General features: G+C 60.1%; 26 protein-coding genes. 15 read left to right on the top strand and 11 right to left on the bottom strand.

Going from position 1 to position 24,441, the window contains the following annotated elements:
* Positions 1 to 182 precede the first annotated feature (182 nt).
* Both pyk and AC24GY_RS20460 read left to right on the top strand, forming a co-directional pair.
* Entirely contained in the window at positions 183 to 1,592 is a 1,410-nt protein-coding gene (pyk, locus tag AC24GY_RS20465; RefSeq protein ID WP_487686708.1) for a pyruvate kinase, read from the top strand.
* Positions 1,593 to 1,642: 50 nt separating this feature from the next.
* Positions 1,643 to 2,428, top strand: a complete 786-nt coding sequence (locus AC24GY_RS20460) for a hypothetical protein (protein ID WP_487686707.1) — start codon at positions 1,643 to 1,645, stop codon at positions 2,426 to 2,428.
* A 140-nt stretch (positions 2,429 to 2,568) separates the two neighbouring features.
* Here the strand turns inward: AC24GY_RS20460 and AC24GY_RS20455 are convergent, their stop codons facing one another.
* On the bottom strand, positions 2,569 to 2,724 hold the full coding sequence (locus AC24GY_RS20455; RefSeq protein ID WP_422315642.1) for a hypothetical protein: 156 nt from the start codon (positions 2,722 to 2,724) through the stop codon (positions 2,569 to 2,571).
* A 37-nt stretch (positions 2,725 to 2,761) separates the two neighbouring features.
* Positions 2,762 to 3,244, bottom strand: coding sequence for a L,D-transpeptidase family protein (locus AC24GY_RS20450; protein ID WP_487686706.1), 483 nt, complete (start codon positions 3,242 to 3,244; stop codon positions 2,762 to 2,764).
* 322 nt (positions 3,245 to 3,566) lie between these two features.
* On the opposite strand from AC24GY_RS20450, the gene AC24GY_RS20445 reads away from it, so the two are divergent.
* Both AC24GY_RS20445 and AC24GY_RS20440 read left to right on the top strand, forming a co-directional pair.
* Positions 3,567 to 3,710, top strand: a complete 144-nt coding sequence (locus AC24GY_RS20445) for a DUF3309 family protein (protein ID WP_422315646.1) — start codon at positions 3,567 to 3,569, stop codon at positions 3,708 to 3,710.
* A gap of 70 nt (positions 3,711 to 3,780) precedes the next feature.
* Positions 3,781 to 4,410, top strand: coding sequence for a hypothetical protein (locus AC24GY_RS20440; RefSeq protein WP_487686705.1), 630 nt, complete (start codon positions 3,781 to 3,783; stop codon positions 4,408 to 4,410).
* A gap of 80 nt (positions 4,411 to 4,490) precedes the next feature.
* Here the strand turns inward: AC24GY_RS20440 and AC24GY_RS20435 are convergent, their stop codons facing one another.
* Complete coding sequence (locus AC24GY_RS20435) at positions 4,491 to 6,926, bottom strand: PSD1 and planctomycete cytochrome C domain-containing protein (protein WP_487686704.1); 2,436 nt, start codon at positions 6,924 to 6,926, stop codon at positions 4,491 to 4,493.
* A gap of 77 nt (positions 6,927 to 7,003) precedes the next feature.
* Here AC24GY_RS20435 and AC24GY_RS20430 point away from each other — a divergent pair, with 77 nt between their 5' ends.
* The 7 genes from AC24GY_RS20430 (at position 7,004) to dtd (ending at position 10,955) form a co-directional block, all read left to right on the top strand.
* Complete coding sequence (locus AC24GY_RS20430) at positions 7,004 to 8,236, top strand: thymidine phosphorylase (protein ID WP_487686703.1); 1,233 nt, start codon at positions 7,004 to 7,006, stop codon at positions 8,234 to 8,236.
* A 57-nt stretch (positions 8,237 to 8,293) separates the two neighbouring features.
* Entirely contained in the window at positions 8,294 to 8,500 is a 207-nt protein-coding gene (locus AC24GY_RS20425; protein ID WP_397384028.1) for a hypothetical protein, read from the top strand.
* 40 nt (positions 8,501 to 8,540) lie between these two features.
* Positions 8,541 to 8,807 carry a type II toxin-antitoxin system RelE/ParE family toxin gene (locus AC24GY_RS20420; RefSeq protein ID WP_487686771.1) on the top strand — a complete coding sequence of 89 codons (267 nt, stop codon included), beginning with the start codon at positions 8,541 to 8,543 and terminating at the stop codon, positions 8,805 to 8,807.
* A 76-nt stretch (positions 8,808 to 8,883) separates the two neighbouring features.
* Positions 8,884 to 9,807 (top strand): amidohydrolase family protein, encoded by a 924-nt coding sequence (locus tag AC24GY_RS20415; protein ID WP_487686702.1) that lies wholly within the window; start codon positions 8,884 to 8,886, stop codon positions 9,805 to 9,807.
* A 55-nt stretch (positions 9,808 to 9,862) separates the two neighbouring features.
* Positions 9,863 to 10,120 carry a hypothetical protein gene (locus AC24GY_RS20410; RefSeq protein WP_422315660.1) on the top strand — a complete coding sequence of 86 codons (258 nt, stop codon included), beginning with the start codon at positions 9,863 to 9,865 and terminating at the stop codon, positions 10,118 to 10,120.
* Positions 10,117 to 10,497 carry an HNH endonuclease gene (locus AC24GY_RS20405; RefSeq protein WP_487686701.1) on the top strand — a complete coding sequence of 127 codons (381 nt, stop codon included), beginning with the start codon at positions 10,117 to 10,119 and terminating at the stop codon, positions 10,495 to 10,497. Before AC24GY_RS20410 ends, AC24GY_RS20405 begins: the two co-directional genes overlap by 4 nt.
* Before the next feature lie 5 nt (positions 10,498 to 10,502).
* Positions 10,503 to 10,955: a D-aminoacyl-tRNA deacylase gene (dtd, locus tag AC24GY_RS20400; protein ID WP_422315664.1), complete on the top strand. Its 453-nt coding sequence runs from the start codon at positions 10,503 to 10,505 to the stop codon at positions 10,953 to 10,955.
* A gap of 104 nt (positions 10,956 to 11,059) precedes the next feature.
* Here dtd and AC24GY_RS20395 read toward each other — a convergent pair whose 3' ends face one another.
* A complete protein-coding gene (locus AC24GY_RS20395; RefSeq protein WP_487686700.1) occupies positions 11,060 to 11,656 on the bottom strand; it encodes a sigma-70 family RNA polymerase sigma factor in 597 nt (198 codons plus the stop codon).
* A gap of 409 nt (positions 11,657 to 12,065) precedes the next feature.
* Here AC24GY_RS20395 and aspS point away from each other — a divergent pair, with 409 nt between their 5' ends.
* The gene (aspS, locus tag AC24GY_RS20390) at positions 12,066 to 13,904 is read left to right on the top strand and encodes an aspartate--tRNA ligase (protein ID WP_487686699.1); all 1,839 of its coding nucleotides are present in this window, start codon (positions 12,066 to 12,068) and stop codon (positions 13,902 to 13,904) included.
* Between the two features lie 56 nt (positions 13,905 to 13,960).
* Here aspS and AC24GY_RS20385 read toward each other — a convergent pair whose 3' ends face one another.
* Positions 13,961 to 14,677, bottom strand: a complete 717-nt coding sequence (locus AC24GY_RS20385; protein ID WP_487686698.1) for an RNA polymerase sigma factor — start codon at positions 14,675 to 14,677, stop codon at positions 13,961 to 13,963.
* Complete coding sequence (locus AC24GY_RS20380) at positions 14,674 to 17,835, bottom strand: protein kinase domain-containing protein (RefSeq protein ID WP_487686697.1); 3,162 nt, start codon at positions 17,833 to 17,835, stop codon at positions 14,674 to 14,676. Before AC24GY_RS20380 ends, AC24GY_RS20385 begins: the two co-directional genes overlap by 4 nt.
* Before the next feature lie 149 nt (positions 17,836 to 17,984).
* On the opposite strand from AC24GY_RS20380, the gene AC24GY_RS20375 reads away from it, so the two are divergent.
* Positions 17,985 to 19,088 (top strand): aldose epimerase family protein, encoded by a 1,104-nt coding sequence (locus AC24GY_RS20375; RefSeq protein WP_487686696.1) that lies wholly within the window; start codon positions 17,985 to 17,987, stop codon positions 19,086 to 19,088.
* Complete coding sequence (locus AC24GY_RS20370; protein ID WP_487686695.1) at positions 19,085 to 19,915, top strand: PP2C family protein-serine/threonine phosphatase; 831 nt, start codon at positions 19,085 to 19,087, stop codon at positions 19,913 to 19,915. Before AC24GY_RS20375 ends, AC24GY_RS20370 begins: the two co-directional genes overlap by 4 nt.
* A gap of 20 nt (positions 19,916 to 19,935) precedes the next feature.
* On the opposite strand, the gene AC24GY_RS20365 is transcribed toward AC24GY_RS20370, so the two are convergent.
* Together AC24GY_RS20365 and AC24GY_RS20360 are read right to left on the bottom strand one after the other, a co-directional pair.
* Positions 19,936 to 20,211 (bottom strand): hypothetical protein, encoded by a 276-nt coding sequence (locus tag AC24GY_RS20365; RefSeq protein WP_422314990.1) that lies wholly within the window; start codon positions 20,209 to 20,211, stop codon positions 19,936 to 19,938.
* Positions 20,212 to 20,247: 36 nt separating this feature from the next.
* A complete protein-coding gene (locus AC24GY_RS20360; RefSeq protein ID WP_487686694.1) occupies positions 20,248 to 21,285 on the bottom strand; it encodes a methionine synthase in 1,038 nt (345 codons plus the stop codon).
* Between the two features lie 220 nt (positions 21,286 to 21,505).
* On the opposite strand from AC24GY_RS20360, the gene AC24GY_RS20355 reads away from it, so the two are divergent.
* The gene (locus tag AC24GY_RS20355; RefSeq protein WP_422314994.1) at positions 21,506 to 22,294 is read left to right on the top strand and encodes a PEP-CTERM sorting domain-containing protein; all 789 of its coding nucleotides are present in this window, start codon (positions 21,506 to 21,508) and stop codon (positions 22,292 to 22,294) included.
* Between the two features lie 21 nt (positions 22,295 to 22,315).
* Here the strand turns inward: AC24GY_RS20355 and AC24GY_RS20350 are convergent, their stop codons facing one another.
* Genes AC24GY_RS20350 through AC24GY_RS20340 form a run of 3 tightly spaced genes read right to left on the bottom strand, consistent with a single transcriptional unit; the run spans position 22,316 to position 24,431 of the window.
* Positions 22,316 to 22,723 (bottom strand): hypothetical protein, encoded by a 408-nt coding sequence (locus AC24GY_RS20350; RefSeq protein WP_422314996.1) that lies wholly within the window; start codon positions 22,721 to 22,723, stop codon positions 22,316 to 22,318.
* Positions 22,720 to 23,499: a sugar isomerase domain-containing protein gene (locus AC24GY_RS20345; protein ID WP_487686693.1), complete on the bottom strand. Its 780-nt coding sequence runs from the start codon at positions 23,497 to 23,499 to the stop codon at positions 22,720 to 22,722. The genes AC24GY_RS20350 and AC24GY_RS20345 overlap by 4 nt, the downstream gene beginning before the upstream one ends.
* Positions 23,496 to 24,431: an ROK family protein gene (locus AC24GY_RS20340; RefSeq protein ID WP_487686692.1), complete on the bottom strand. Its 936-nt coding sequence runs from the start codon at positions 24,429 to 24,431 to the stop codon at positions 23,496 to 23,498. Before AC24GY_RS20340 ends, AC24GY_RS20345 begins: the two co-directional genes overlap by 4 nt.
* Positions 24,432 to 24,441 lie beyond the last annotated feature (10 nt).

Here is a 24,441-nt window from a genome sequence, read left to right as displayed (position 1 = left end):
GGACACAGGGCGCTGCTTTCAGTCTCCCAAAGCGACCCACTTTTTGTGATCTTTTTTGCGCCTTTTTGCGGCCATCCTCATCAAACCGGCATCGGATGTTCCAGCCCCGTTGCGAGGTGCGCCTTGCTTTCGGACACATCAGGGCCAACGCTGGCCCGTCCCCTGCTTTCATTATGCCATCCATGCGCAAAACCAAAATCCTCTGCACTCTCGGACCTGCCACGGAGAGTCCTGAAGTCCTTGCCAATCTCATCGCCAAAGGTGCCGACGTCATCCGCCTGAACATGAGCCACGCCTCCCATGACTGGGTGCGCACCGTTTATGCCCGCGTCCGCGAGGCCGCCGCCGCCTCCAAGCGCGAAATCGCCGTCCTGATGGACCTCACCGGCCCCAGCATCCGCACCGGCGATGTGGAGCAGCCCTGGCAGCTTTTGGTGGGAGACACCGTGGAATTTCGCTGCAAGGCCGAAGTTCCCCCGAGCACGCCCTATTCCGTCAGCGTGAACTACCCGGAGCTGGGCAAGGACCTCAAAGTCGGCGACACCATCATGGTGGACGGCGGCATGATCCAGGTGAAGGCCACCGAGGTCTCCACCCTCCGCGTCATCGGCACCGTCATGACCAAGGGCGAGATGAAATCCCGCCGCCACATCAATCTGCCCGGCGTGCCCGTGCGCCTGCCCCCGCTCACTCAAAAGGACTACGCCGATCTCGATCTCGGCGTGGAGCTGGGCGTGGATTTCTTCGCCCTCAGCTTCGCCCGTGAGCCCGGGCATCTGCAGCACCTGCAGCTCCTCCTAGAGCAGAAGCAGAGCAAGGCGCGCGTCATCGCCAAGATCGAGAACCAGCAGGCCATCGACAACATCGACGCCCTCGTGGAGGCCTCCGGCGGCATCATGATCGCCCGTGGGGATCTCGGCAGCGAGTGCCCCATCGAGGACCTGCCGCTCATCCAGCGCCAGATCGTGGAGCGCTGCTCCTACCATGGCCGCAAGGTCATCGTGGCCACGCAGATGCTCGAAAGCATGATCGAAAACCCGGTGCCCACCCGAGCGGAAGTCACCGACATCTTCAACGCCGTCATCGAGCAGGTGGACTGCGTGATGCTCAGCGGTGAAACCAGCGTGGGCCGCTACCCGGAGAAATGCGTGGAGGTGCTGGACACCGTGATCAGCCGCATCGAACAAAAGTATCCCTCAGGCCGCTTTGCCAGCGATGCCCCGCTCAAGACCAACAAGCACAAGACCGTGAAGGCCGCCATCCTGCTGGCCAACAGCATCCCCGGCAGCAAGCTGCTCGTCTTCACCATCCGTGGCGTCATGGCGCATCTGCTTGCGCATCAGCGCCCCGAATTTGCCCCCATCTTTGCCTTCACGCCCAATCTGCACGTCAGCCGCACGCTGGTCACCGCCCGTGGCGTGAACCCCTTCGTGCTGCAGTTCACCGAGGGCGATCCCGAGGCGGCCATCCGCAACGCTCTGGACCTGCTGCGCATAGAAAAGCTCATCAAGCACGGCGATCCCCTCGTCATTCTCAGCGATGCACTCTACGATGGCATCAATGTGGATGCGATTCTGCTGCGCGAGGCTTGAAAGCGTGCGGCATCCGGCAGATTAGGGCGGTGTCAGCCGTATTCCTGCCCATGCGATCCGTCCGCCTGCTAGTTCTGTCCTTCCTCATCGCCCCCATGGCGCTGGCGGACACCCGTGTGTTCGTCAGTCTCGCGGGCTCGCTGATGGAGGCAGAGATCACCGCCGTTTCAGGGGACAATGTGACCCTGAAGCGCAGCAGCGATCAGCAGACCCTTACCATCAACCGCAAGACCCTCTGCAAGGAGGACAGCGCCTACATCGCCACCTGGGCGGCGCAGCACCCGGACCTGGCCACGGCTCCTGCACCCATAGCAGCGATCCCCTCGGCCCCTGTGCAGAAATACCGCCTGGTCTGCCAGACCCAGCCGGCCAAGAGCAACCGCAGCGGCGGAGACCCCTACCAGCGCACCTTTGAGCACACTTACAACTTCAACCTCAGCAACCAGGAGGTGAACCGCGACCTGCAGAATGCCTGCGGACTGGCCCTCATTCTGGGCAAAAACACCTCCGACCGCAACGGCGACCTCATCGTGCTGCAAAAGGAGGAGTTTGACATCTCCATCCGCCCCCAGTCCAAGATGGTGCACACCACGCAGCCCGTGCGCCTCACCTACTTTGTAGGCGGCGACTCGCCGGATGCCGGGGTGAAAAGCTACGGCTACGTCCTCATCATTCGGGATGCAGCAGGCAGCATCCTCCACGTGGAGGCCAGCCCTGACACCAGCGCGAAGTTCACCAAAGAAATCCTCTCCCTGCCCGAAGCCCCCTGCATGGTGGACAGGGAGTTCAAGCTCAAGGCCAGAACGGATGTGCCGCTGGAGTACATCAGCTTCTAAGGCGGCAAGGCCATCGCAGCCCAAGGTGACGGGGTCTCCGCCCCCGTTTCATTCCCACCGCTTTGCAACGCACACGGCAGCCAAACCCATACCGGGGGTCAGAGACCCCCGCGCCTTGGCTGGAGCCCTCCTCGCCCAGATCACTTCTCCATGATCAGCAGCACACCTGCCACGATGGCGAGAATGGGCACCAGGATGCTGAGCGCGCCGAGGCTGACGTTAAATGCGCCAATAAAGCCGACGATGATGAGGTAGATGGCCAGCGCGAGCAGGCCGCGATTTTTGGTGATGTTCATAGGTTTGTCCGGTTTGAGTTGAAGTCCAAAAATCAGTTCAGGGCTCGATGCTCACAGGCGTGCCCACCTCCACAGCGTGGAAGAAGGCGGCGGCCATGAAGCCGGGCATGCGGATGCAGCCGTGCGAGGCGGCGTAACCCGGCAGGTATCCCTCATGCATGCCGGTGCCGCCGACGATGCGCATGAAATACGGCATCTTGGCGCCGTCATAGATCGCCCCCTTGGGCTTGGGGTCCTTGCTGGTGTCCACATCCTTCTGGATCACGTTTCCATTGGCATCCACGTAATCGCCAAACAAGGAGGACACATGATCGATGTCTTTTTCGATGATTTTAAATTTCCCCGTCACCGTATCGAGTCCTTCACGCCCTGAAGAAATGCGCGACATGCCGGTAAGCTGGCCGTCTTTGTAGAAGAAGGCGCGCTGCTGCGAAAGGCTGATGCGGATGGAAGGTTTGCCGCTCATGTAGTCGCCGTTCCAAAAGGACTCTTCGACGGCAACAGGCGGAGTCGGGGGCATGGGCCCGACACAGCCCGGGAGCAGGCAAAGGAGGGCAGCAGCGAGAAGGCAGGAACAGCCATGGGAGAAGATGGAGGGCATTGAGGACATCATGAAGAGCAGGTGTGGCTGATGCGATGAGGTGTTCACCCCATGGATCTCGGCATCAGCGTCTGTCATCTAATCGGATGAACTCTCCAATCAGCCTTCTCGGCATGCGATTTCCTGCATGGGATCTCGCCCGGGCAGCCGCATGAAACACCCGCAAGGTATTTTTTAATACGACGTCCGCTTTGGTTCCAGCCTCCGATTCATCCTCAACCCCTTACACAACTCCCCTTCCATGAATCTTCTCCTCATCTTGCTCATTCTGTTGCTTATCGGTGGTGGTGGCTACGGTTTCCGTTCCGGCAATCATTATGTCGGCGGTGGTGCAAGTCTCCTTGTCATCATCCTCATCGTATTGCTCCTCACCGGACGGATTTAAACTCCAGTCCACCCTCTTCGCGGCCGATCGTCCGCTCAACACACCCCACCCCGTCCGTTACCCAAACTTCATGAAACTCCGTCCTTTTCTTCTCCTCATTCCCGCCATCGCCACCTTGAACCTCGCGTCCTGTGTGGATCCGATGATGGGCGGAGGGGGCTATTCCAACGGTGGCGGCTATGGTGGTGGCTTCAACACCTACTCCACCCTGCCGCGGAATTACTCCGGCAGCGCCTACTACTACCAGGGCCGCTACTTTTCCGGCGGCCAGTATCAAACCGGCAGATACAGCTATCAGGGCAGGCAGTACTCGAACCGCTACTACCACAACGGGCAGTACTACTACGGCGGCCAGCACCAGAACCACTCGCATCCTGGCGTCCATCCATCGAGCTACCGTCCTTCGAGCAACTACCCCTCCAGCTACCGTCCTTCGAGCGGCTCCCCCTCCAGCTTCCGCCCGTCCAACAGCTATCCGTCAAACGTGCGCCCTTCGGGCTACCGCCCATCGGGCAGCTATCCGTCGAACAATCGCCCTTCGAACTACCATCCGACGAGCAGCTTCCCCTCGAACAACCACCCTTCGGGCGGCCACTCCTCGGGCAACCATTCGTCCGGCAATCATTCCTCGGGCGGCCATTCGTCCGGTGGTCGTTCGGAGCATCGTGAAGGCTGGAACAAGTCTTCAGACCGCCGCTAAACAGCGGGTTTGAATCAGACTCCGGGTGGAGAGGCTTCGCGGCTTCTCCACCCTTTTTTGCACAGCAACAAGGCAACTTTTCACTCCTTCGTCACCGCCTCGTCCAAGTTCAGCAGCATGAGGCACAGGCTCGTCCACGCGGCGTGCTCGATGGCATCGATCGATTCATCCCGCTTCGACTCACCCACTGCCAGCAGTTTCAGCGCCGCAGCACGATCTGACTGCTGCGCCCGCAATTTGCCAAGCTGCACCTTCAGCAGCGCCGCTTCCGCTTTGGCAGGCTGACGGCAGGTGACGAGACGAAACGCATGCACGAGCGCCGCGTCTTCATTTCCACGATTTGCCAGCAAGACTCGCTGTGCCAGCACGCGGGCGGCTTCCACGTAGGTCACGTCGTTCAAAGTGACCAGCGCCTGCAGCGGCGTGTTCGTGCGGGTGGCTTTGATCACGCAGGTCTGCCGCGCGGAGTTGTCGAACAGCATGGTGGGCCCTACGATGCGCCGCCAGAAAATGTACAGCGTGCGGCGGTAGAGCGCATCACCGTGATCCTGCACGTAGCTCTTCTTGCCAAAGGTCGCCTCCTCCCAGATGCCCTCGGGCTGGTAGGGCTTGACCGCCGGGCCGCCGAGCTTGTCCTGCAGCAGACCCGCCACAAACAAGGCCTGATCCCGCAGCATCCACGAAGGCAGGCGAAAGCGCGGCCCACGCGCCAGATAGCGGTTCTCCGGATCGACCTGCGCGTCTTTGATTTTCGATGACTGCTGGTAGGTCTCGCTCGTCACGATCAGCCTCATCAGCGCCTTCACATCCCAGCCGCTGTCGATGAACTCGGAGGCCAGCCAGTCGAGCAGTTCGCGCTGCGGTGGCTCCTCGCCCTGCAAACCGAAATCCTCCGCCGTCTTCACCAGCCCCACACCAAAGAAGGCCTGCCAGAAGCGGTTCACCGTCACACGCGCCGTGAGCGGATTATCACGGTTCACGATCCATTGCGCGAGGCCCAGGCGGTTGCGCGGTGCGTCAGGCTTCATTGCTGGCAGACTCGCGGGCACATTGAAGCTGACCTTGGTCGTGCTGGGCTTGTCATACGCGCCTTTCTCCAGCACAAAGGTCTCACGCACCTTGGGTGTGGTGTCCATGACCATCACCTTGGTGACGGCGTTGGTGGCTGAAACGCGCGCACGCACAGCGGCGAGGAGCTTCTGCAGCAGCTTGGTGTACCCTGCGTCCTTGTCTTTGAAATAGTTCACCGCCTCCAGCAGAGGATCCACGCCCCGGTTCTTCGGCTCCGTTTTGGCGATGTAACTCGGCAGGTTTCCAGGCAGCTTGATCGCATCGGATTCCGTCAGCGGTTTGCCTGCGGGACGCGGCCATTTGGTCAGCTCAAACGCCTCCACCTCCGCTGCGACTTGCTTCACTTTTTCCGTGGTCGTTTTCACCCGTTCGAGTTCGGCAGGCGTTGACATGTCCATCGCCGGAGCCGCCTGACCGCTGCGGCCAATGCCGTCCTCGCTCGTTTGGTTGAAGACATCGTAGAGGCCGTAATAATCGCGCATCGTCAGCGGATCGAATTTGTGATCGTGGCACTTCGTGCAGCCCATCGTCAGCCCCAGCCACACGGTGCCGGTCGTCTCTACGCGATCCATGACATTCTCCACCCGCGTCTCTTCCGCAATGCGTCCGCCCTCGCCGTTGATCATGTGGTTGCGGTTGAAACCCGTGGCCAGCTTTTGCTCAGGCGTTGCATCGGGAAGCAAATCGCCACCAAGCTGCCAGACCGTGAACCGGTCATAGGGCATGTTTTCATTGATCGCCTTCACCACCCAGTCACGCCACGGCCACATGGTGCGCTCAGGATCGCCCTGGTACCCGTTGGTGTCTGCATAGCGCGCCGCATCCAGCCAGTCCCAGGCCCAGCGCTCACCAAAGCGTGGTGAATTCAGCAGGCGCTCAACCGCTTTGCCATACGGCTCCTTCAGTTCATCCGCTGTCGGAGGCAGCCCGGTCAGATCCAAAGACACACGACGCAGCAAGGCCACCGCATCGGCGCGCGGCGAAGGCTTCATCCCCTTCTCTGCCAGTTTCGCCCGCACAAAGGCATCAATGGGATGCTTTGCGCCCGCGTCTGGCACCTTGGGGCGTTCGATGCGCTTGAATGCCCAATGCGTGCCCCACTTCGCTCCTTCGTCGATCCACTGCTTGAGCAACTGCTTCTGCGCATCCGTCAGCGTGCGATTGCTCTTGGGTGTGGGCATCACTTCTTCCGGATCACTGCTGAAGATGCGTTCGATCAAGGAGCTCTCATGGCTCTTGCCCGGACGAATGGCCGCCACGCCGTCCTTCACATCTTTCGCGTCTTTCTCGACATCCAGCCGCAGATCGCCTTTACGTTCCTTGGCATCCGGGCCGTGGCAGAAGTAGCATTTGTCCGAAAGGATCGGCTGGATGTCCCGCGAGAAATCAATCGCCGCCGCAGAGAGAGCGGAGCTGGAAAGGAGGAGAACGCAAAGGACACGCATGGTTGGACGAAATGAGCATACGATGTCCGCAGGTTCAGTATTGCCAAACACGCGTGGCCGATCCTAGCATGCGGCCAATGCACATCCCCACCCTCATCGAGCACAAGCGCGACGGCGGCACCCTCACCTCCGAGGAGATCCACTTCGTCATCAGCGCCTTCACTCGCGGAGACATGCCGGAGTACCAGATGAGCGCCCTGGCGATGGCGATCTTTTTCCGCGACATGACAACGGAGGAAACCGCCGCGCTCACCGAAGCCATGCTGCACAGCGGCAGCATGCTGCTGTGGAACGACCACGACCCCATGCGCGTGGACAAACACAGCACTGGCGGCATTGGCGACAAAACTTCACTCATCCTCGCCCCACTGCTGGCCTGCGACAACGTGTGGGTGCCCATGATCTCCGGTCGCGGTCTCGGCATCACCGGCGGCACCTTGGACAAGCTTGAAAGCATCCCCGGCTTTCGCACGCAGCTCAATGAGGTGGAGATTCACAACGTCATCGACCGCATCGGCTGCGTCATGGTCGGCCAGACCGCCGGCATCTGCCCTGCGGACAAAAAGCTCTACGCCCTGCGCGATGTCACCGGCACCGTGCCAAGCGTGCCGCTCATCACCGCGAGCATCATGAGCAAAAAACTCGCCGAAGGGCTGAACCGCCTCGTGCTGGATGTGAAGTGGGGCAGCGGAGCTTTCATGAAAACGCAGGAGGAGGCCCATCGACTCGCCCACAGCCTCGTCACTGTCGGCCAGGCCATGGGCGTGCGCTCCAGCGTGCGCCTGAGCGAGATGAACGAGCCCACGGGCGAATCCGCCGGCAATGCGCTGGAAGTCGCCGAATGCGTGCGCTGCCTCAAAGGCCACGGCCCGCAGGATCTGGAGGACATCGTGCTCGACCTCGCCTCCGCCGTTTCCATTTCCTCCCGCTCCGATCTCGCCGCCCTGCTGCACAGCGGTGATGCATGGCGAAAGTTTCAACAAATGGTCGCTGCCCAGGGCGGCAACGTGGAAGCACTGGAGAAGATGAGCACCGTGCATCGCGCGCCGTTCATCGGCGAACTCAAGGCCACCGCCAGCGGCACGCTGATGCGCATGGATGCCGGTGGCATCGGCCAGGCCGTCCTCGAACTCGGCGCAGGCCGCTCCAAAGCCGCCGACGCCATCGACTACGCCGTCGGTTGCGATCAAATCGCCAAGACCGGCACGCAGGTACAAACCGGCGATGTACTGCTGCGCGTGCATGCCCGCACCAAAGGCGCGCTGTTTCGCACGCTCGACATTTTGCAGGAGTACATCAGCATCGTCTGATCTGCCACCCGCCAATCCTCGGTTGCGGGTGGAGAGACCGATGTTAGTTTTGCGGACATGAGCACCAAAGAGCAAACCTTGTCCTGGCTGGCCGAGCTGCCGGAGGATTCGCCTGCCTGGCGCGAGCTGCATGATGACGCCCGGCTGCTGCGCGACATCGCCGTGGCCGAGGATGATGTGCGAAACGGGCGTGAACGCCCCCTGGCGGAAGCCCGGGAGCTGCTGGAACACAAATGGGCTCAACGTCGTTCCAAGTCCGCCTGACCGATTCGGCGCTCAACGATCTTCATGAGATCGACGACTACTGGTTCCTGCATGGCGAGCCAGACCGCGGAGAGCAGTACGTCCCAACCTTATCGAGACAGCAGAAACAGAACTGTCATCGCCACTGCGCGCACAAAGTGGTCGCCCTGTGCGTGTGGCTGTCCTACCAGACACGCGAGAGGTTTTAGTCTTCAAAGGCAGCTACAAGATCATCTACCGGATCGACTCAGCCGAGAACGTCGTTCACGTCCTGCGCTTCTGGCACGGCCATCGGCATGTGCAGGATTTGGACGCAGGTGGAGCGTGATTTCATAACATTGGCGGAAAAAGTCAGCGAAAAATCTCCATGCTTGAGAAGCTTACGTGTGCCCGTACCTCTCCCCATGAACCGCCGCCGTTTTCTCCAGACCACCACCGCCGCCGCCCTGCTGCATGAATCCGCTGAGGCCGCTCCGCCTGCGACGCGGATCATCGACACGCACACGCATTTCTATGACCCCACGCGCCCCGGTGGCGTGCCATGGCCGGGCAAGGGCACTCCTTTGTACCGCACCGTGCTGCCTGCCGACTGGCTCGCGGTGGCAGCGCCGCATGGCGTCAAAGAAACCGTCGTTGTCGAAGCAAGCCCTCTGGTGGAGGACAACCAGTGGATTCTCGATCTCGCCGCGAAAGAAAAGAGCATCGTGGGATTCGTCGGTCATCTCGATCCGGGCTCGGAGTTTGCAGGCCATCTGGAGCGCTTCGCTGCGAATCCGATCTTCCGCGGGGTGCGCTGGAGCGGCGCGTTTCTGCAGGATGCCGCGAAACAGGATGCCGTGCTCGCCGGAGCCAAAGAGCTGGCTAAGCATGGCCTAGAGCTCGATTTGAACGGCTCGCCCGCCTACCTGCCTCACGCCGCCAAACTCGCCTCCGATGTGCCCGACCTGCGCGTCCTCATCAATCACCTCGGTGCCTCCGGCGATCCCCAGTCCCTGCGTCCCGAATGGAGGGAAAACGTCCGCACCGTGGCCAAGCAGCCGAATGTCTTCATGAAAGTCTCCGCCCTCGTGGAGCAGGTGAAGTGCGACTACGGCAAGGCCCCGAGCGACACCGCCTACTACCTCCCCATCCTCGACCACCTTTGGGAATCCTTCGGCCCCGACCGCCTCATCTACGGCAGCGACTGGCCCGTCTCTGACAAAGGAGCGCCGTATGATGTCGTTTTCAAAGTGGTGGACGAGTACTTCCGCGCCAAAGGAGCTGAGGCCTGCGAAAAGTATTTCTGGAAGAATTCGAAGGCGGCATATCGGTGGGTGGAACGAAGGTAAAACGGCACCTCTTCTATGGATTGACCACCCCGTTGATACATCTTAAAATAGATTTATGAGTACTCAGTCTGCCTTCCATCGCGGCGTGCATCCGTTGCTCAACCTCCTGCTCCCTGGCAAGGAGGCGGCTGTGCTGGCAGTGAAACCAGATCAAGCCTTGAGCGCCCGCATTGAGGAACTTGCCACCAAGTCCACCGAAGATAAATTGACCGATGACGAACGCGATGAATATGAAGGCTATGTTCAGGCCAACAAATTTGTAGCCACACTCCGTCGGCAGGCCCGGAAAATGCAATCTGAGAGAGCCTCGTGACCGAAGCGACGAGAGCATTCGTTCGCCAACGAGCAGGCTTGCGCTGCGAATACTGCCGCCTGCATCAGGACGATTCACCATTGGCCGCTCTTCATATTGAGCACATCCGCCCGCGAAAACACGGGGGTTCCGATGATGCTGACAACCTCGCTCTCGCATGCATCGACTGCAATTTGCACAAAGGATCTAATCTCACGGGCATTGACCCTCTGTCTGGCACAGTGACCGAGCTGTTTCATCCTCGTCTCCAAAACTGGAATGACCACTTTGCATGGCAGGGAATCCGCCTCACTGGCAAGACCGCAGTTGGACGGACGACCATTCAGGTCTTGAACATAAACTCCGCAGATCAGCTAGATCTCCGTGCTGCTGGTTAAAACATATGCGCCTCGTCCTCCAACGCGTCTCCTCTGCCTCCGTCACCGTCGATGACACCATCACCGGCCAGATCGGCATGGGCTTGATGATCCTCGCGGGCATCGAACATGAGGACACGTCGGAGGATGCGACATGGCTGGTGCAGAAGCTCACGCAGATGCGCATCTTTGGCGATGCGGAGGGCAAGATGAACCTCAGTGTGAAGGACATCGGCGGGGAGCTGCTGGTGGTGAGCCAGTTCACGCTGCATGCCAGCACGAAGAAGGGCAATCGCCCCAGTTTCATTCGCGCTGCACGTCCTGAGACCGCGATCCCACTCTATGAGCAGTTTCTGGCGCTACTGGAGGCCGAGATGGGCAAGCCCGTGGCGCGCGGCATCTTCGGGGCTGACATGAAGGTGGCGCTGGTCAACGACGGGCCGGTGACCATCTGCATCGATTCGCGGGCTCGGGAGTGAAGTTGCCTCGTTGCACAGAAACAAGGCTGCTTTTTCAAACATAAAAAGAGCGGACCGAAGTCCGCTCTTCTCATTTGGTTTTCCAAGTTTTGGGGGTTGGAAAGTTAGGCCAGCCGTGGCTTTACCAGCGTTTCCAGCCGGTTCACGCCGCGACGAATGCGGGCTTTGATGGTGCCCAGCGGCTCGTGGAGGCGCTCGGCCACCTCGGCCTGGGTGAGTCCGGTGAAGTAGGTCAGCTCGATGGCTTCGCGCTGATCCTGCGTGAGGCGGGAAACGGCACTGTGAAGGATGGTGTCGCGCTCCTTGAACTCGAGGTTTTCGTGGCCAGAAGGCTCAAACTCGTATTGGTCCTTCTTGTTTTCGGACTCGAAGTCGTCGTTCAGGCGTGAGCGGCGCTGCTTGGAGCGGATGCGGTCGATGGCACGATTGCGGGCCAAAGTCGTCAGCCAAGTGAGCGGCTTGCCTTTACGGGGTTCGTAGAGGTGGGCCTTGTTCCAGACCTGCACGAGGACCTCCTGCATGACGTCCTCCGTGTCGTGGTGGTCGTTCAAGACGTTGGAGATCGAGGCGAAGATGAGGCCGCTGTACTTCTTGTAGAAAGTCTGGAAGCTGGCGGAATCGCGTTCCGAGATGCGCTTCAGGAGGCGGATGTCTTCGACAACATTGGGGTCAACCTCAGGGGAAATTTCAGTCATGTTCATGGTGATTGGAGTTACCTGACAACGGAGAATAATTGCGACAAACACCCTTTCGTCAAAGATTTGTTTCTGTTTTGTCTAATTTAATATCGAATTTTGTCTAACTTTGGAGCCCGCAGCGGTGCTAAAGCCACCAATTTGTAGGAGGTATGGACATCGTATTATTCCTGCACGTTGACCTAAAACTGAAAAAAGAGCTGCTGGGGTAGGCACCATGTTAATCCGCCGAACGCCCGGATCTGGATGTACAAATCTGATACTCGGGTAAATTCGCCCCGGCTCGGGAAGTGCGCTCCCATGCCAATCGGAGGAGATCGCCCTTCCTCCTCCCTGTCCCCGGCATGGATTTTGGCCCTGCCTTACCCCTTGCACGCAGGCCGAATCCGCCGACTCTACGCGCCCTTTTTCAGCCATGATCCCCAACGCCTACCGTACCTTTCACTGCAACGCCGTCCGCTCAGAGCACATCGGCCAGACTGTCACACTCTGTGGCTGGGTGAATTCGGCCCGCGACCATGGCGGCGTCATCTTCATTGACCTGCGCGACCGCGAAGGCCTGACCCAGGTCGTTTTCCGCCCGGAAGAGAACGCCGAGCTCGCCGCCCAGAGCCATCACCTGCGTGACGAAGACGTGCTGCAGATCACCGGCAAGGTGGCTGCACGCCTCGTCGGCACGGAAAACTCCAAGCTTGGCACCGGCGCCATCGAAATCGTGGCCACCGAGTGCAAAGTGCTCAACAAGGCCGACGTGCTGCCCTTCCAACTGGACCGTGAGCTGTCCAACGAAGACATGCGGATGAAGTACCGCTACCTGGACCTGCGCCGCGAGCGCATGAGCAAGAACATCCGCACGCGCCACAAGATCACCAACGCAGCACGCAACTGCCTCGACGCCGCAGGCTTCATCGAGGTGGAAACACCGATCCTGAGCAACCCGACGCCCGAAGGCGCGCGCGACTTCCTCGTGCCTGCCCGCCTGAACCCCGGCCGCTTCTACGCGCTGCCGCAGGCCCCGCAGCAGTACAAGCAGCTCATGATGGTGGCCGGACTTGAGCGCTACTTCCAGATCGCCCGCTGCTTCCGCGATGAAGACCTGCGCGCCGACCGCCAGCCTGAGTTCACCCAGATCGACATCGAGGCCAGCTTCATCGAGCGCGATGACATCCTGAACCTTGTCGAAGACCTGCTGGTCAAAATGTTCAAAGCCGGCACCGACCGCGACATCCCCACACCCTTCCCACGCATGACGTATCAGGAAGCCATGGACCGCTACGGCTCCGACAAGCCAGACACGCGCTACGGCAACGAGATCGTGGACATGGCCGACGTCTTCGCCAGCAGCGGCTTCAAAATTTTCCGCAGCACCATTGAAAATGGCGGCGTCGTGCGCGCCATCAACGCCAAGGGCTTCGCCGGTATCACCACCGGTCAGATGATTCGTCTCAACGAGATCGCCACACAGGCAGGCATGAAGGTGAAGCAGCTCGCCTTCATCAAGGTGGAGCGCGATGCGAATGGCGTGCTCGAATACAAGAGCCCGCTGTGGAAGTTCTTCAGCGAAGAGGAGCAGAAGGCGCTCATCGCCAAGCTCGGTGTCGTGGAAAACGACATCGTGTTCTTCTACGCCGGCACCTGGCAGGAAGCCTGCGACATCCTCGGCCGCGTGCGCGTCGAGATCGCCAACATGACCGCGCTGACCAAGGACAGCACCGCCTTCAACTTCCTCTGGGTTGTCGATTTCCCATTGCTGGCCCACGATGCTGAAACGCAGAGCTGGGTGGCCGTGCATCATCCCTTCACCCGTCCGAAGACGGAAGACATCCCGCTCATGGACGCCGGCGAATACGGCAAGGTGCGCGCCGAAGCTTATGACGTGGTGCTCAACGGCTACGAACTCGGCGGCGGCTCCATCCGAATCCACGAGAAGGATCTGCAGGCCAAGATGTTCAGCGTCCTCGGCGTGAACGAAGAAGAGCAGGCCCACAAGTTTGGCCATCTGCTCGACGCCTTCCGCTTCGGTGCACCGCCTCACGGCGGCCTCGCCCTGGGTCTGGACCGAATCGCCATGCTGGTGAGCGGTGAAGACAGCATCCGCGAAGTCATCGCCTTCCCGAAAAACAACAAGGGCAGCGACTTGATGACCGACAGCCCGACGAACATCGACTTCAAGACCCTGCGCGAAATCTACATCCAGAGCACCTGGAAGGAGAAGAAGCCGGAGACCGCAGTTGCTGCTGCGCCGGTGGCGTAAAGTTCCTTTGTTGCTGTGCAACGCGAGATCCCCTGTTCCGCAAGGACAGGGGATTTTTATTTTCTCAGCGCCGCCATCAGCGAGTCCATTTCTTCGCGCACCGTATCCGTATCACTGACCGTTTGCGCGATCTCTGCTTTCACAGCCTCGCGGAAGCGTTTCCGCAGGCGATGCACGGCCACTTTGATGGCTTCGATGCTCATGCCGAGTTTCGTGGCCACCGCGCTTTGCGGCGTCGCATCGGCTTCTGCTGTCAGCCATGGTTTCAACACATCAAAGTGCTCTGACCTGCCTTCATCCCGCATCTCGGACTCCAAACGTGCCAGCGCACGCGCGAGCAAGGTCAGCGCCCACTGGCGGTCAAAGGCCGCATCCGGCGCCTCAGTGCGCGTGTCGGCGATTTGCAGGCCCGCGCCCGTCGTGTCGGACTCACCGTCGATCACAGCATGGATCTGGCCACCGCCGCGCTTGGCCGCGCGATCATGCTCGCGTTGGTTGGCAGCAAAGCGCTTCAAGACCGTGAGCAGGTAGCTGCGAAATTTCCCACGCAAAGGATCGGCCCCGTCAATGGTCCCACCCGCGAGCAGCTTGGCAAAGAAGTCATGCGCCAGATCACGGGCCACATCTTCAGCACGCCCATCCCGCCGCAGAAACGCCATCACCGGGGCGTAGTAGGCCTCACACAGTTCACTGAGCGCCACCTTCGCCTGCGTGTCCTCGCCGCGTGAACGTGAGACGAGCGTCCAGCGGGTTTCGTGGAAGGAGGAGGTCATGGGAGGGGAGGAATAACCACCGAGTCGAACGTGACCGTTTGAATTTTCCGGCTGCGTATTCGAAAGCGTTCCACCTCTCGCAGATGTGTCAGGAAATAAATTCTTTCAGTCACGCTGTTGTGGGTTCCGCTGCTGGACTTGCCGACAGAGCCCAAAGAGGTTCCGTTCTCCAGCAAAGCCACCCCATCATAGCTGGTCTCATCTTCAAATTTGGACCACGCGAGAAAAGCACGCTGATCATGATCTTCACCCAATGCAGCAAGCAGGCAGCCATCTCCAAGAGCCATGGAGCCATTGAAGTCAGTAGGAACATTGGAGCCGTATTTCCACGGCCCAATGCTGTAGTGCAGCACGATGCGCACCTTCTCGGGCAGTTTGCCGCGACGGCCTGGGCTGATGACCAGGCTTTTAAAAAAAGGCGTCGGCTTGTCAGACGACCAGCCAGGTCCGGCAATATCTGCATCTCGATCTAGCAAGGGCTGGCCGTTCACGTCTGTGATGTCCACCCTCAGCACACTGTACTGATCAAAGTCTGGATGCCCAAACCAGAGCTGCAGCCAGCAGGTCTCATCGCTTTGGTTTTCTACATCCCCGCCTGTTGATTTCTCGATCAGCGGTTCGGACTCGTTTGCGGGCACAGGCCTGCCCTGAGGAGTGTAAACCGGCCACTGCCACTCCTTGCGGTTTTGTTTGAGACGCGTGAACTTCAGCACAGGTTTGTGCTGCAGCGCAGAGGCACTTCCTTCAATGACCGGACTTGTCGGCGAAACGGCTGGAGTGAGACCGGCCCCCTTTAACTCATTCGGCGAATAATACGGAAACAGCATCTTCCCGATGATCTTCTCCCACGGCATGAAGAACTCCTCCGGATTGCCACCGCGTTTCAGATGCAAGCCTTTGGATTCGACAGCAACCACACGCGCCAGCCAGGTCTGCCCGTTCTCATGTGCATAGGCGATGAGGTCTCCCTGGGCAAAACCGGTGTCGAGATGCGAGGCGATCCAACGGCTGTTTTTAGCCACCCCCGGTTCATTGCCACTCGGAATAAAATAGGGCCGGGCGATGAACGAGCGGACGAACAGCATCAGCACGACCACCGGGATGACAAGCTCGAGATTCCGCACCAGCCGATGAGGCTTGATGGCAGGACGGCCCACCGGATGCCGGTGCATCCACACCAGTGTGGACACCACCGAGGCTGCAACGGCCACCAACGTGAGCGTGATGGCAGCCCATGAGTAGGCGTCCTGATGGCGCGGCAATTGATAAATGCCCGCGATGCCCGCAGCGACGACGGTGAGCGACCAGCCATAGAGATGCTTTCCAAAAACGGCGTTCACATCATACCAGCGCTCGTCGGACAGAAAGGTCGAGGGCAGGCGCACGCCGTAAAAGGAGTTCATCGGCACCAGACGCAGCCAGAGCGGCAGGCTGACCACTGCAAGGATGCTGCCAATGATTTCAATCCCGGACGCGACCAAGGTTTGCGCGGTCACACCCGTCTGGCTCGCATGCACCCAGTGGAGCGTCATCCAGCTGAGAGACAGAAACAAGGGGACAACAGCTGGAATTAACCAGAGCACACGCGAGGGGCGCTCATGCCATGCGGTCGCACGTTGGGCACCGCCCTGCGCTTCAAATTCGAGCTGCCTGCGCGCCCACCACGGCATGAGCACGGATGGGATCATCATTGGCAGCCAGATCCACGTCACCATGGAAGCGGTTTGATTGGTGGCCTGCACCAGCCATAGCAGCAGGGGCGGCGCCTCCGTGAGATTCTTGATCACTTGAGGTGCGTGAACCTGGCCGCCCATGCCGCTGACAAGAGCAAAAACCTGTCCGCCATACGCATGCACACCTGCCGCCAAACCTCCCGCCGCCTCCCAGCCCACAGCCAGGCCGCCTGCGGATAAAAAGCCGACGCTCAGGCCGCCATAGGCCAGCAGCAATGCAAGGGCGAATCCCCCCCAGGAGATGAGGCCAATGCTCATGCCACCGAGAGCAAAAAAACCAACTGCCATGCCACCACAGGCGAACAAGCCACGCGCATAACCACCAAAGGCCACCACTCCCACGGCACGGTCTCCGAAGGCAAAGAAGCCTCGTGCCGTGCGCTTGCGCCCCGTCGTGGGATCAATGCCTGAAGTGATGTGCAGCAGCGGCCTGCCCAGCAGCGTGCGCTTGGACTTGTACTCAAAGCTGCTGAACCGCAGGGCCAGCGAGCGCCGCATCTGCGGCGGCATGGAGGCGATGCCTTCAATCTGTGTTTTGAACTCACCCGCGCTTTGCTGGCGCATGGCACGGTCTTTGGCCAGCGCACGAAAGACGACCTCGTCCATGTTGCCATTCACGGCAGATTTTTCGGACGGTGCGGCAAAGCGGCCCAGCGGCAGCTCGCCGGTGAGCATCTCATAGAAGACCACGCCGAGGCTGTAGATGTCCGCACGGTGATCCACGCTGCCGGGCTTCTCGATCTGCTCCGGCGCCATATAAGGCGCGGTGCCGAGCTTGGCGCCGCTCTGCGTGAGCATCATGCCACCGTCGCCGTCCTCGTTGAGGATCTTGGCGATGCCGAAGTCGGCGATCTTCACCCTGCCCTTCGTATCTAGCAGGATGTTCTCCGGTTTGATGTCACGGTGCAGCACGCCCTGGCTGTGGGCGTATTGCAATGCTTCACACATCACGGGGATGATGTTCAGCGCCTGCTCCGGGGTGAAGCGGCCGGCACGCATGGCCTGCCGCAGGTTCACCCCATCGACGTATTCCATGATGAGGAAGCAGAAGCCGCCGCTCTCCCCAAAGTCATGCACGGTCACGATGTTGGGGTGGCTGAGCCGTGCGAGCACGCGCCCCTCCCGTGTGAAGCGCTCCGCAAACCCCGGCGTGGCGGCGAGGGATTTGGGCAGCACCTTGAGCGCCACCATGCGGTCGAGCCTCGGCTGCCGCGCACGGAACACCGCGCTCATGCCGCCATGGCCGATGAGATCGAGGATTTCGAGATCGGGAAACGCAGCGGCGATTTCCGCCAGCGTAGGCAGGTCACGCGGGGTGAGAGGGAGCGTGTCGGCTCCGCCGTCCGTCGGCATGGCGGCAGCGGCCATCAGGTCGGCAGGGTTCAGTCCGTGGAAGGGATCGGATGAGGGCGTGGAAGAGTCCATGATACCAGCTGCATGGGGAATGTGGCAGCGGAGGTTACACACGATCATGCGGTGCAGGCCAGAAACTTCATGCCGGGTCATGGAATCCCTTCTTGCGAAAATCGAGCAGTACCGTCACACTCGCGATCCAACTTCCCCAACCCGCCACCATGCGCCTCCTCGCGCTACCAACCCTCTTCCTGCTTTTCATGTCGATCTCCGGTTCGTCACCTGCTGCCAGTGTTGAATCCTCCATCTGGGGAAAAACCCCGGCGGGTGAGGAAGTGAAACTCTTCACACTGCGGAATTCGAAGGGCATGGAGGTCAGTCTCACCAACTGGGGCGCCTACATCGTCGCGGTGAAGGTGGCCGACAAAAACGGCAGGTTCTCCGATGTCGTGCTCGGCTTTGACACGCTGGACGGCTATCTTGGCAAAAACCCCTTCTTCGGCTGCATCGCGGGCCGTTATGCGAACCGCATCGGCCATGCGAAGTTCAAGCTCGATGGCGTGGAGTACCCGGTGACCGCCAACTCCGGCAAGCACCAGCTTCACGGTGGTAAAGAGGGCTTCGACAAAAAGCTCTGGTCCGCGAAACCGACCCCCAGCGGCGTGGCACTCAGCTACACCAGCCCGGATGGCGAGGAAGGCTACCCCGGCACACTGCAATGCACCGTGACCTACACGCTGACCGAGGACAACAGCCTGAAGATCGACTACCACGCCACCACGGACAAGCCCACGGTGCTGAACCTGACGAACCACGCCTACTTCAATCTGGCCGGTGAAGGCAGCGGCGACATCCTCAGCCACGAACTGACGCTTCCGACGGAGCAAATCACCGCCACCGATGACGACCTCATCCCCACGGGAGAGATCACCAGCATCAAGGGCACGCCGTTGGACTTCACCACCCCGCATGAGATCGGCGAACGCATCGGCGCGGATTTCAAACCGCTCGTCCAAGGCATCGGCTACGATCACAACTACGTCCTCTCTGGCACCGGCCTGAAACTGGCCGCCACGGTGAAGGAACCCACCAGCGGCCGGGTGATGACCGTGCGCACCACGGAGCCCGGGGTGCAGCTTTACACCGGCAACCACCTGAATGGCGTGCCGGGCAAAGCGGGGCATATTTATGCAAAGCGTCATGGCTTCTGCCTGGAAACGCAGCATTATCCCGACAGTCCGAATCATCCCTCCTTCCCCAGCGCAACCCTGCGCCCGGGTGAAAAATTCAGCAGCACCACGATTTACCAGTTTTCCGCCGAGTGAGCGCCACCACCGTCCTGACCGATCGAGTCCCCCTGTTTGAATCTCAGCCACCTGCCTTCATCCAGGAGCAGGATTTTGCCGCGAGGCAGTATCGGGGCCGGCGTGACAACCAGGAAGACTACTATGCCTTTGCCGACGCCGCCGAACCCGAGGAGCGCAGCCTTGAGCGCCTGCTTCTCGTCATTGGCGATGGACTCGGCGCGCATGCCGGCGGCAGCGTGGCCAGCTACATCGGGGTGAACGCCTTTGTGCGTGCCTACCATGAGCAGGACGGCCCGCCCTCATGGAAGCTCAAGCATGCCGTGGAAACGGCGAATGAGACCCTCGGCATCATCACCAGCCGCATGCCCAGCGTGGCTCCGCCCATGGGCACCACGATGGTGGGTGTGCTCATCACGCCGAAGACGATGGAATGGATCAGCGTGGGCGACTCGCCGCTCTTCCTCTTTCGCGATGGCGTGCTGCATCGCCTCAATGCCGACCACAGCCTTTCCCCGCTGATTGATGCCCGTGCAGATCGCGGTGAGATCACCCGTGAGGAAGCCGAAAATCACCCCGACCGCCACACGCTGCAAGCCGCGTTGCTGGGCATGCCGCTGGCGATGATCGACACGCCCTCCGAACCCTGGGCCCTGAAGAAAGGTGACATCGTCATCGCTGCCAGCGATGGCATCTTCACTCTCACCCACAAGGCGCTGGAAGAACTGCTCAGCTTTGGCAAGCACACCACGGCGGACAAGATCGCCGATGCGATCATCTTCGCCATCCGCCGCATCAACAACGACCGTCAGGACAACACGACGGTGGGTGTGGTGAAGATCGGGTAACCGGCGGCAACTCGCAAAACTCAAAAGCGCAGCGTCGGCTTGCCTGGATCATCTAGGTCGGACATGTCCGACTCCAGGGCTATGCGCCAGCCAAGACGCAGCAGCCAGAGGCCGCCTATAAGCGACACTCCGCACGAGATGCCGTAGAAGCGCAGCAGACTTCCTTTCTCTACGATTTCGGTGGATTGAATGCCGAGATAACAGACCCACCCGCAGACGATGGCATAACCAACAAGAGCAATGCCAACCAAGCCGATGACACAGCCTGCCGGTGTTGCTTTCGTCGGAGTCTCCATGACGGCTGAACTAGCCCAAGGCTGTAGATCTTGCCGTTACAATCCCAGCTCCTTTTTCACGATGTCCACCCCCGCCACCATGCTCGCGAGCTTCTTCTTGGCCGCCCAGCGAGCGGTCTGGCTGAGGCCGCAGTCCGGCGCAAACACCAGCTTGTCAGCAGGCGCATGCTTCAAGCAGGCGCGCACCGCATCGGCGATCTGTTCCGGTGTTTCGATGTGGTAGCTCTTCACGTCGATGATGCCCACGGCCACGTCATAGCGTTCGGCCATCGGTTTGATGACTTCCAGTTCGGCGTATTCGCGGTTCGCCATCTCCACGTGCACCTCATCGCAATGCAGATCGAGGAAGGCGGGGAACAGCGGCGCGTATTTGCGCCAGCCGACGGGATGACCTTTGAAATTGCCGAAACAGAGGTGCGTGCAGATGCGCGCCTTGCCGTAGCCACTGCTCACGGTGCGGTTGAAGATGTCCACGAAGCGCTTCGTGTCTTCACGGTAGCCGTAGCAGCTCATGCTGGGCTCATCGACGCAGATTTCCTCAGCACCCGCCGCCACGAGATTCGCGATCTCCTGATTCACAATGGGCAACAGCGCTTCGGTAATGGCGTAGCGGTCTTTGTACTGTGCGTTCGGTGACAGCCGTCCACTGAGCGTGTAGGGCCCGGGTACGGAGACCTTCAAGCGCTTGCCGGTGTGTGAGGCCAGACGCTGCAGGCGCTCGAACTCCTCCACGACGCCCAGACCCCGTGGGGCGCGCAGTTCGCCCACGATCTCATGCTTGCCGCGCTGATCATGCGCTGGCGGTCCAAAGCGTCGCGGACTGGCAGGCTCCAGTGCGATGCCCTCGATGAAACCGTAGAAGGACAAATTGAAGTCAAATCGCGTCTGCTCGCCATCCGTGATGACGTCCAGCCCAGAGGCGACTTGATCCTGAATGGCCACCTGAGCAGCATCATCCTGCATTTCCGCGATGTCGGCGCTGCCGAATTCCGCGAGATGCCGGGCCGAAAATTCAAGCCAGCCGGGAAACGGATAACTGCCAATGACGGAGGTGCGTAGGGGTTGGGATTGCATGATGAGCCCAGCATAACGGCGCAAGTAACTCAGCGTCAAAGCCAAGCGGCAAAACACAACCGATGCGGCGGGAAGGTTCATTCGTCTCATCCGCTTCTAAATTAAATCTTAGTTTAGCACACGCATACTTAACTAAGTTCGTAGAGTACTTTTGAAAACTTACATCCTTATGAAAACTAACCCATTCATTTTGTTTATATTAACTAATTTGCTTACTATTTTGTCACTTAATGCCCAAACGCCAATCGTCGGCACCGGCAGCAGCTACAGCTCGATTTTCCCCTCTTCCGCACCCGTTACTTACGATGTCCCGGGCGGAGGGCTGGTCTCGATCACTCTTTCAAACGGATCCACCACTGCAACCCGGGGGCTGTGGGATCTCACCGCCCAGGGAGGTGCCAACGCGACGATTCTCCTTAGCCTGACCGAATCCGCCGCGCAGGTGGCGTTGACAGGATCAGCCCTGCAGTTTCAGATCAGCAACGACAACAATTCATTGCTCGGCCTCCTGGGAGCCGGCACCAGCATTCACTATGGATGGCAGGCGGTGGCTTATTTCGACACTCCCGGGGACGTTCTCAACTACACCCCCAACACCCATTACAGCGTGAGCTTTGATGTGGATGGCAACAACGGCCTGCTCAGCTCCGTGGCGGGATTGAACCCGAGTTTCAGCTTTGAACTGATCGACGGACTGGGAAACACGCTGACGAGCACCAACAACACTTCCCAGATCAACATCGCCGGCCTGCTGGGCTCGGGTGTCACGACAGGCACCGTTAACCTGGACTACATCTTGGATGGCACAGCTCCCAGCGGCCCCATTGGCGTGCGGTTCATTGGTGATGCGCAGGTCGGCGCCACCGCACTGAGCCTCGGCACCGACTTTGCCACCATCTCGAACCTGAATATATCCGCCACTCCCGTGCCAGAGCCCGGCGGCAGCGTGCTGATCGCCTCCGTGGGTGTGCTGATGCTGCTCCGCAGGAGACGGCTGGGGGTGGGCTAATGCCCAGATGAGCCTCACAAGTCAGTCTGGCGTGGGGAAATCAAGAAATACGGCGAGGAGAAAAGACATCAAGTAACCAGCCGCCAGTATCGCCACTTGGAGGCACAGCCTTTTGCCCATTGTCATGCGGACAAACAGCCACCATGGGCTCAGGGCGCAAACAATCCAAACAAGTGCCGCAGCGGCATAGGATAAGTAAAAAACCACCATGTCCCTTTTGGAATCATAACCACCCGCAATTTCGGCCACGCACTGATCCATCATCAGCGCTGTCATGTGGGCGGGCATGGCAATCCCTGCCCACACCGACTGTAAAAACTGAACTTGGAAAAAATAACCCGGCAAGCATGTCACCAAAAACAAGAGATACACTGGACCACAGAGTCTCAGGCATCGCTGCGTTCCTGATAACATTTTGAAAGTCTTCATGCCCCCAGCTTCGCATAATACTTGGCGATTCGCCTCGCGTGCTCGTCGTAAGCGGCTTCAAACAGCTCCGTCGCTTTCGCAGCACCGACGACGGCTCCCGCTGTGAGCACCTTCGGTGGCTGGCCGGCTTTGACCAGCCGGTCGGCCACTTCGGCTTTGACGGCATTCACCAGCAGGCAACCGCCCACGGTGCTGCCAGGGGCGACTGGGGTGTCGAGATTTTCAATCTTGATCATGGCATCGCCAACCGGTGCGCCTGTATCGAGGACGATGTCTGAGAAGTCCTGCAGCTTTTTGCCATCGCGGTGGCGGCTGGTGCTGGCCTCGCTGTGCGTGGTGCTGATGATGGCGACGACTTTGACGCCGCGCCGTTGGAATTCTTCGGCCATTTCCACCGGGACGACATTGCAGCCGCTGCTGGAGATGACGAGGGCGCTGTCGCCGGGCTGAAGATCGAAATTCCGCAGGATGCGGTTCGCCAAGCCGCTGACGTTTTCGAGGAACATGGCCTGCCGCTGGCCGTTCGCGCCGACGACGAGATTGTGGAAGGTCAGGGAGAGCTCGACGATGGGATTGAAGCCGGGAAAGGAACCATAACGTGGCCACATTTCCTCCACCAAAATGCGGCTGTGGCCGGAGCCAAAGACGTGCACCATCTGTCCGGCGAGGATCGTCTTTGCGAACATGTCGGCGGCCTGCTGGATGAGCGGAAGCTGCTCGCGGACGCGATTGAGAAGGCCTTGGCTGGCTTCGAGGTATTGGAGGGCGGGAGTCATGAGTGTTGCAGGAGATTGAAAACGGAACCGAGGCATCCGGCGCTGTCGCCGAGCTGGGCAGGAATGATGCGGGCCTGATGGCCGCCGGGCCGCCATTCGAAACCGGTGAGGGCTTGTTGCAGTGGATCAAACAGACGGGCACCGGCACCGACGGCAATGCCACCGCCGACGATGACGACTTCGGGATCGAGCACGTTGATGAGCGAGGCAATAGCAGCAGCGAGATGGCGCACGGAGGTATGCCAAACTTTGGCGGCATGTTCATCGCCCGCGCTGAAGGCATCGAGCAGCGCATGGGTGTTGGCGTAACGTCCTTCACCGCGCTGGCCTATTGTTTGATTGCCGATGGCATCTTCGAGACTGCCCGGTGTATTGAAATCATCGCACGGTGCATTCGCATCGATGGTGATGTGGCCGAGATGCCCTGCCCTGCCGATCCTGCCTTTGAGCAGACGCCCTCCACTCCAGATCGCTCCGCCGACACCCGTGCCGAGCGTGAGCATGAAAGCATCCTGCGTGTCCTTCGCAGCTCCAGCCCACACTTCGCCGAGCAGCGCGGCGTGGGCGTCATTCAGCACGCGGCAGTCGCGCTCCAGAAAAGTGGACCAGTGGAATTTTTCCAGCCCATGCATGCGGCCCGGCATCCAGTCGATGCAGTGACCGTCGGGATTCGCCAGCCCGGGCGCAGAGAGGCCGACGCGGAGCTTTTGCCCGGCCTGCGCTTCAAACTCTTGCACGATCTCACGCACGGTCAGGGCAAAACGCGGCGTGTCGCCGTCGAACTCGCCATCGCGGGTGGGTTTCGAAAGCGTGGCCACGGTGCGAGCGCTGGCCGTTTCAACAAGCGCGGCCTTGATGTTCGTACCGCCGAGGTCGATGCCGATGGCTAGATGCTGGTTGCTCGCTGCTGAATGCTGGATGGAGGAAGTCATGCGGCCTTCA

This window comes from Prosthecobacter sp. Pr1 (assembly GCF_057652315.1).
The sequence above is the reverse complement of the archived record's forward strand: the minus strand, read 5'-3'. Positions and strand labels throughout refer to the sequence as shown.

Coding starts and splice junctions, on each gene's coding strand:
- AC24GY_RS20430 (WP_487686703.1), top strand. CDS start 7,004: ATGCACATCCCCACCCTCATCGAGCACAAGCGCGACGGCGGCACCCTC.
- AC24GY_RS20345 (WP_487686693.1), bottom strand. CDS start 23,499: ATGACTCCCGCCCTCCAATACCTCGAAGCCAGCCAAGGCCTTCTCAAT.
- aspS (WP_487686699.1), top strand. CDS start 12,066: ATGATCCCCAACGCCTACCGTACCTTTCACTGCAACGCCGTCCGCTCA.
- AC24GY_RS20425 (WP_397384028.1), top strand. CDS start 8,294: ATGAGCACCAAAGAGCAAACCTTGTCCTGGCTGGCCGAGCTGCCGGAG.
- AC24GY_RS20380 (WP_487686697.1), bottom strand. CDS start 17,835: ATGGACTCTTCCACGCCCTCATCCGATCCCTTCCACGGACTGAACCCT.
- dtd (WP_422315664.1), top strand. CDS start 10,503: ATGCGCCTCGTCCTCCAACGCGTCTCCTCTGCCTCCGTCACCGTCGAT.
- AC24GY_RS20360 (WP_487686694.1), bottom strand. CDS start 21,285: ATGCAATCCCAACCCCTACGCACCTCCGTCATTGGCAGTTATCCGTTT.
- AC24GY_RS20350 (WP_422314996.1), bottom strand. CDS start 22,723: ATGAAGACTTTCAAAATGTTATCAGGAACGCAGCGATGCCTGAGACTC.
- AC24GY_RS20455 (WP_422315642.1), bottom strand. CDS start 2,724: ATGAACATCACCAAAAATCGCGGCCTGCTCGCGCTGGCCATCTACCTC.
- AC24GY_RS20460 (WP_487686707.1), top strand. CDS start 1,643: ATGCGATCCGTCCGCCTGCTAGTTCTGTCCTTCCTCATCGCCCCCATG.
- AC24GY_RS20450 (WP_487686706.1), bottom strand. CDS start 3,244: ATGCCCCCGACTCCGCCTGTTGCCGTCGAAGAGTCCTTTTGGAACGGC.
- AC24GY_RS20375 (WP_487686696.1), top strand. CDS start 17,985: ATGCGCCTCCTCGCGCTACCAACCCTCTTCCTGCTTTTCATGTCGATC.
- pyk (WP_487686708.1), top strand. CDS start 183: ATGCGCAAAACCAAAATCCTCTGCACTCTCGGACCTGCCACGGAGAGT.
- AC24GY_RS20435 (WP_487686704.1), bottom strand. CDS start 6,926: ATGCGTGTCCTTTGCGTTCTCCTCCTTTCCAGCTCCGCTCTCTCTGCG.
- AC24GY_RS20445 (WP_422315646.1), top strand. CDS start 3,567: ATGAATCTTCTCCTCATCTTGCTCATTCTGTTGCTTATCGGTGGTGGT.
- AC24GY_RS20340 (WP_487686692.1), bottom strand. CDS start 24,431: ATGACTTCCTCCATCCAGCATTCAGCAGCGAGCAACCAGCATCTAGCC.
- AC24GY_RS20415 (WP_487686702.1), top strand. CDS start 8,884: ATGAACCGCCGCCGTTTTCTCCAGACCACCACCGCCGCCGCCCTGCTG.
- AC24GY_RS20440 (WP_487686705.1), top strand. CDS start 3,781: ATGAAACTCCGTCCTTTTCTTCTCCTCATTCCCGCCATCGCCACCTTG.
- AC24GY_RS20385 (WP_487686698.1), bottom strand. CDS start 14,677: ATGACCTCCTCCTTCCACGAAACCCGCTGGACGCTCGTCTCACGTTCA.
- AC24GY_RS20365 (WP_422314990.1), bottom strand. CDS start 20,211: ATGGAGACTCCGACGAAAGCAACACCGGCAGGCTGTGTCATCGGCTTG.
- AC24GY_RS20410 (WP_422315660.1), top strand. CDS start 9,863: ATGAGTACTCAGTCTGCCTTCCATCGCGGCGTGCATCCGTTGCTCAAC.
- AC24GY_RS20395 (WP_487686700.1), bottom strand. CDS start 11,656: ATGAACATGACTGAAATTTCCCCTGAGGTTGACCCCAATGTTGTCGAA.